This is a genomic window from Myxococcus sp. AM009 (assembly GCF_013372605.1).
Taxonomy (GTDB): domain Bacteria; phylum Myxococcota; class Myxococcia; order Myxococcales; family Myxococcaceae; genus Myxococcus; species Myxococcus vastator.
Window position 1 is genome coordinate 1 of sequence record NZ_JABXEP010000279.1, and the last position, 5,466, is coordinate 5,466.

The window sequence follows — 5,466 nt, forward strand, 5'->3', positions numbered from 1 at the left end:
CTCCAGGGCCGCCGCCAGCAGCTCCCCGTCCGCCCCCGGAGGATGACGTCCCGTTCTAGGTGCTCGGGCGCGTCCACTCCGGCATGTCGAAGCCGAAAATCACCATTGTCGATGATGACCGCGACACGCGGGAGCTGCTGGCGGCGGCCCTGGAGGACGAGGGCTTTGCCGTCACCATGGCGGCCAACGGCCTGCGGCTCATCGCGTCGTTCCAACTGCACCGGCCGCACGCCATCCTCCTGGACGTGAACATGTCCTGGATTGACGGCTTCGAGCTGTGCCGGGCGGTGAAGAAGAACGAGCAGTTCCGGGACATCCCCGTCATCTTCATCAGTGGCCGTGGGGAGCCCGAGGACAAGCGGCACGGCATGGAAGTGGGCGCCGCGGACTACTTCGTCAAGCCGCTGGACATGGACAAGCTCGTCAGCCGCATCCGCGAGCTCGTGCCCGCGCAGATTCCATAAGAGGAGCACGGACGCTCGTGGCAACGTTTCAACTGAACTCCTTCCTGGCCACCCAGCAGGCGCGCGTCGAGGCCCTGCTGAGCGAGCGCGTGGAGCGGCTGGGGCCCGCCGGGGCGCCGCCGAAGCTCGTGGAGGCCATGCGCTACTCCCTGCTGGCCGGCGGCAAGCGCCTGCGCCCGGTGCTCTGCCTGTCCTTCGCGGACCTCGTGGCGCACGAAAGCACCGTGTCGGCGGTGGCGGGCGACGCGGCGTGCGCGCTGGAGTACGTGCACACGTATTCGCTGGTGCATGACGACCTGCCGGCGATGGACAACGACGACTATCGCCGGGGCCGGCTCACCAACCACAAGGTGTACGGCGAGTCCCTGGCCATCCTGTCGGGGGACGCGCTGTTGACGGAGGCCTTCACCCTGGTGGCCAGCGGACCCGAGCGCATGCGCGCCGCGCTGTGCCGGGAGCTGGCGGTGGCCTCGGGCGCGGCGGGCATGGTGGGCGGGCAGGTGCTGGACACCGCCGAGGACCGGCCGTCCGCGCTGGACTACCTCATCCGGATGCACCGCATGAAGACGGGCGCCCTCATCCGGGCCGCGTGTCGCATGGGCGTGCTGGCCAGCGGTGGTGACGCGGACGCGCTGGCGCGCGCCGACACCTACGGTGACGCGGTGGGGTTGGCCTTCCAGATTGCCGATGACGTGCTGGACGTGACGGCCACGGCGGCGGAGCTGGGCAAGCCCGCGGGCGCGGACGCCGCGGCCGGGCGCTTCACCTTCCCGGCGGTGGTGGGCCTGGAGGCGTCGCGGAAGCTGGCGGACCAGAAGGTGGCCGAGGCCATCGCGGCCGTGCGCCCCCTGGAGGGTGAGGACGGGCCACTGGCGGCGCTTGCGCGCTACACGGTGGAGCGGAAGTCCTGATGTCGGAGTGGCTGTCACGCATCGGCTCGCCCTCGGACGTCCGCGCACTTCCCGAGGAGGCGCTCCCGGGCCTGTGCCAGGAGCTGCGTGAGGACATCATCTCCATCTGCGGCAGTGTGGGGGGCCACCTGGGGGCCTCCCTGGGCGCGGTGGAGCTCATCGTCGCGTTGCACCGCGTGTTCCATTCGCCCCAAGACGCGCTGCTGTTCGACGTGGGGCACCAGGCCTACGCGCACAAGCTCCTCACGGGGCGTCGTGAGCGCATGCACACGCTGCGGCACGCGGACGGCATCGCGCCGTTCCTGGACCCGCGCGAGAGTCCTCACGACGCGCTGCTGGCGGGGCACTCGTGCACGGCGGTGTCCGCGGCGCTGGGCGTGTTGGAGGGCCGGCGGCAGCAGGGGCACCGGGGCCACGTGGTGGCGGTGCTGGGCGACGGCGGCCTCACGGGGGGCCTCACGTTCGAGGGACTCAACAACGCGGGAGGCAGCCACCTGCCGTTGGTCGTCGTCCTCAACGACAACCAGATGTCCATCAGCGCCAACGTGGGGGCCATCCCCGCGCTGCTGCGCACCCGCGAGGCGCGCGACTTCTTTGAAGGCCTGGGCTTCACCTACCTGGGCCCGGTGGATGGGCATGACCTGCCCGCGCTGATTCGCGCGCTGCGCGAGGCCCGTGCCTCGTCGCGGCCCGTGGTGGTGCATGCGCTGACGCTGAAGGGGAAGGGCTTCCCGCCGGCGGAGGCCGACACGCAGACGCGCGGGCATGCCATGGGGCCGTATGAGTGGCGCGACGGCAAGCTGGTGCGCTCGCGCGGCGGCCAGCGGACCTTCAGCGAGGCCTTCGCGGCGGTGCTGGAGGCCGCCATGGCCCGGGACGCACGCGTGGTGGCGGTGACGCCCGCGATGCTGGAGGGCTCGGCGCTCAACGCGCTCAAGGCGCGCTTCCCGGACCGCGTGCACGACGTGGGCATCGCGGAGCAGCACGCCGTCACCTTCAGCGCGGGGCTGGCCGCGGCCGGCGCGCGGCCGGTGTGCTGCATCTATTCGACGTTCCTCCAGCGCGCGTACGACCAGGTCATCCACGACGTGTGCCTGCCAGGCCTGCCCGTCGTCTTCGCCGTGGACCGCGCGGGGCTGGTGGGCGCGGACGGGGCGACGCACCAGGGCACCTACGACGTGGCGTCCTTGCGCCCGCTGCCGGACCTGCACCTGTGGTCGCCCATGGTGGGGGAGGACCTGGCGCCGATGCTGGACACCGCCCTGGCGGCGCCGCGCGCCTCCGTCATCCGCTTCCCACGTGGCACGCTGCCGCCCCTGCCGGAAGGATTGGGCGCGGAGGCGGTGCCGCTGCGGGGGGCTCGCTGGCTGCTTCGCGCGGAGCAGCCCCGGCTGACGCTGGTGACGTTGGGCCCCCTGGGCATCGCCGCGCTGGAGGCCGCGCGGGGCGAGCCCGGCTGGAGCGTGCTGGACGCGCGCTGCGCCTCGCCTCTGGATGAAGCCGCCTTGCTGGAGGCCGGCCGGTCCGGTCATGTCGTGGTGGCCGAGGAGGGCACCACGCGCGGTGGGCTGGGCAGCGCGGTGCTGGAGCTCTTCGCGGCGCACGGGCTGATGGCCCGCGTCCGGCTGATGGGCATGCCCGATGCGTTCGTTCCCCATGGGGACGCGCGGGTTCAGCGCGCGGACCTGGGGCTGGACGCGGCGGGCCTGCGGCGCGCGGGCCAGGCGCTTCTGGAAGGGGGCGGACGGTGAAGCCTCGCAAGGAGCGGGTGGACGTGCTGGTGGTGGAGCGCGGGCTGGCCGAGTCGCGCACCAAGGCCCAGGCGCTCATCCTGGCCGGGCAGGTCGTGGTGGACGACCAGCGCGTGGACAAGCCCGGGACGCTGATTCCGCAGGAGGCGGAGCTGCGCCTCAAGGGCGCGGTGCTGCCCTATGTGTCGCGGGGCGGCTTGAAGCTGAAGGGCGCCATCGACCGCTTCGGGCTGGACGTCCGGGGCAAGGTGGCCGCGGACATCGGTGCCAGCACCGGCGGCTTCACGGATTGCCTGCTCCAGCACGGCGCCACGCGCGTCCATGCGATTGACGTGGGCTATGGGCAGCTCCACGAGAAGCTGCGCACGGACCCGCGGGTGCGCTCGCGCGAGCGCGTCAACGCGCGCTACCTCACGGACGAGGACCTGCCGGAGAAGGTCGGCGTGGTCGTCATCGACGTGAGCTTCATCTCCCTCACGCAGGTGCTGCCGTCGGTGCTGACGTACCTGGCGCCGGGCGGTCTGTTGGTGGCGCTGGTGAAGCCCCAGTTCGAAGTGGGGCCGGACCGGGTGGGGAAGGGCGGCGTGGTGCGGGATGTCGCCGCCCGGCAGGGCGCCATCGACACCGTGACGGCGTTCGTCCGCGAGCAGGGCCTGGAGGTGCTCGGGTTGATGGACTCCACGGTGCCCGGGCCCGCTGGCAACGTGGAGGCGCTCCTCGTCGCCAGCAGGGTCTGAGTCCGCGCGCTACGGCCTGTAGCGGCGGTAGTCGGACAGGGGCAGCGTCTGCACCACGTCGAAGCCGGTGCGGATCCACAGCCGGCCCTCCGGGTCGATCGCGCCGCCCAGGCTGCCGACCACCTGGTGACGGAACAGCTCGCGGGCCTCGCCGCCGGACGTCTGGTCCACGGCGACGATTTCGTTGGGCAGCGTCGGCGCGCCATCCAGTCCGCGGGCCGGCGCGTTGAGCAGGAAGAGCTCCGGCGAGTTCGGCCGGCGCAGCACCTGGAGCACGTTCAGCGCGCCGTTCGCGTCGATGGAGCGGTTGTCCCGGTTGCGAATCTGCCCCGACGCGTCGAGGAACCACACGCGCTGCTGGCCCACCGCGACGAGGCGCGAGGCGCCTGGGTGGTAGAGGATGTGCGCCAGCGGCACCGGGAGCGCGGGGCTGGTCCACTGGAGCCGAGCGCCCTCGCACTCGTCCTGGTTCGCGGCGCACGCGATGACCTGCGACTGCTCCGAGCCGAGCTGGAGGCCCAGGAAGAGCGTGTTGCCGGTGTCATTGAAGGCGCCCAGGGGGAGGCGCTCGTTGCGCGCGAAGGTCCGCAGCTTGTACGCGACCCGGGCCGTGCCACCCGCGCCCTGCTCGCCCGTCTCGCCCGCGTACAGCTCGGTGACGGTGACGTCCGTGCGCGAAGCATCCGGGCCCGTGCCCAGGGACGCGATGAGAATCATCCCGTCCGCGCGAACCAGGGGCGGGGCGATGACGCTCTCCAGCGTCGTGGGGGCGTAGAGCCACTTGACCTCGGCCACGCTCTCCGACGTGCCGTTGGGGTTGTGGGACAGGCGGCGCACCTCGTCGATGCGGTTGACGATGATGGCGTCACCGCCCGGCAGCACGGTGAGCTGCGTGGGACCGATGTCCGTCGTCGTGCGCGCGGTGATGCGCAGGTCGGCGTCCACGGCGAAGGCGCCCACGTTCGGGGTCCACACCCAGCGCTTGCCGCTGATGGGGTTGCGCTCGGTGATGACCGTCTCGGGGGTGCAGGCGATGGGCATCCCGACGGTGCCCGTCACGTTGCCGCTGAGGTCCACGCGGTACAGCGTGGAAATCTCCGTCGGCGGGACGCCGCAGCCCACGAACGTGGGGTTCGCGCTGGTGCCGTCGATGACAAAGTGGTCGGTGACGACCTGGCCGGCGTTCTGCGGCTCCACGATACGCCGCTGCACCGGGAAGTAGGAGACAGGCGCGGGCTGCGAGCGATTCGTGCGCCCGTCCGAGCACGTGGCCACCGCGTTCAACGACAGGTTCGCGGCCAGGCCCGCGGTGACGTAGGGGATGTCGTTGCGCTCCAGCGTCAGCGTCATCGTACCGCCGCTGTGCGGGAAGGTCCGGAGCAGGGTCTCCCGGTCATTGACGTTGAGCGTCGAGCCGCCCTCGCAGCCAGACACCGTGACGATGACCTGGAGCTTGTCGTCGGAGATGATGCCCGCGGGCACCGTCAGGGCGACCTGAGGGGGATCCGGCGTGGGAGGGGGCGGTTCACTGCCGCCACAGGCGGCGGCCAGGCTGCCGGCGATGATGAGGGCGGAGCGCCGCGCGCGCCGCGTCAGGGAGGGG

At 72.0% G+C, this 5,466-nt stretch carries 5 protein-coding genes; 4 read left to right on the forward strand and 1 reads right to left on the reverse strand.

The window, feature by feature from the left end; all coding sequences use genetic code 11:
* Positions 1-83 precede the first annotated feature (83 nt).
* From HV824_RS34730 to HV824_RS34745, 4 genes are read left to right on the forward strand one after another with little or no spacing between them, the layout of a single operon-like run.
* Positions 84-464: a PleD family two-component system response regulator gene (locus HV824_RS34730; protein WP_163787532.1), complete on the forward strand. Its 381-nt coding sequence runs from the start codon at positions 84-86 to the stop codon at positions 462-464.
* A gap of 17 nt (positions 465-481) precedes the next feature.
* Entirely contained in the window at positions 482-1,375 is an 894-nt protein-coding gene (locus HV824_RS34735; protein WP_176425187.1) for a polyprenyl synthetase family protein, read from the forward strand.
* Positions 1,375-3,126, forward strand: coding sequence for a 1-deoxy-D-xylulose-5-phosphate synthase (locus HV824_RS34740; protein WP_176425188.1), 1,752 nt, complete (start codon positions 1,375-1,377; stop codon positions 3,124-3,126). Before HV824_RS34735 ends, HV824_RS34740 begins: the two co-directional genes overlap by 1 nt.
* Positions 3,123-3,863 (forward strand): TlyA family RNA methyltransferase, encoded by a 741-nt coding sequence (locus HV824_RS34745; protein ID WP_176425189.1) that lies wholly within the window; start codon positions 3,123-3,125, stop codon positions 3,861-3,863. The genes HV824_RS34740 and HV824_RS34745 overlap by 4 nt, the downstream gene beginning before the upstream one ends.
* Before the next feature lie 9 nt (positions 3,864-3,872).
* Here the strand turns inward: HV824_RS34745 and HV824_RS34750 are convergent.
* On the reverse strand, positions 3,873-5,466 hold a 1,594-nt coding region (locus tag HV824_RS34750; protein ID WP_176425190.1), incomplete at its 5' end, for a hypothetical protein.

What these genes read in the sequence shown, in the direction of transcription:
- HV824_RS34730 (WP_163787532.1), top strand. Translation starts at nt 84, where the DNA reads ATGTCGAAGCCGAAAATCACCATTGTCGATGATGACCGCGACACGCGG.
- HV824_RS34740 (WP_176425188.1), top strand. Translation starts at nt 1,375, where the DNA reads ATGTCGGAGTGGCTGTCACGCATCGGCTCGCCCTCGGACGTCCGCGCA.